The sequence below is a fragment of the uncultured Tenacibaculum sp. genome (assembly GCF_947495995.1).
Taxonomy (GTDB): Bacteria; Bacteroidota; Bacteroidia; order Flavobacteriales; family Flavobacteriaceae; genus Polaribacter.
This window is the reverse complement of the sequence record NZ_CANMAX010000041.1, coordinates 1-290: the sequence shown is the minus strand read 5'-3', so window position 1 is coordinate 290 and position 290 is coordinate 1. Positions and strand designations below refer to the sequence as shown.

Genomic DNA, 290 nt, shown 5'->3' with positions numbered 1-290 from the left:
GTAGTTGCCCCAGAAATACAACCATCTGCATTTGTTTCTGTTAATTCATAAGTTCCTGGTGCTAATGTTGTAAAACTAGTTCCAGTTTGAGCAGCTACTACAGGGGTTATTCCTGTTAAAGTATATGTTGAAGTCGCTACTGGACTGGTAACATTGATACTTCCTGTTGCTACTAAACAGGTTGGATCTACATGTGTTACAGCTGGTGCAACTGGTGTTGTTAATGCAGGATCAATAACAATTGTAGTCGCCCCAGAAATACAACCATCTGCATTTGTTTCTGTTAATTC

The 290-nt window shown here is 39.3% G+C and carries 1 protein-coding gene; it reads right to left on the bottom strand.

The annotated features are described in order from the left end of the window. Positions 1 to 290: hypothetical protein (locus tag Q1A15_RS20965; protein WP_299628407.1), on the bottom strand; the 290-nt coding region annotated here is incomplete at both ends.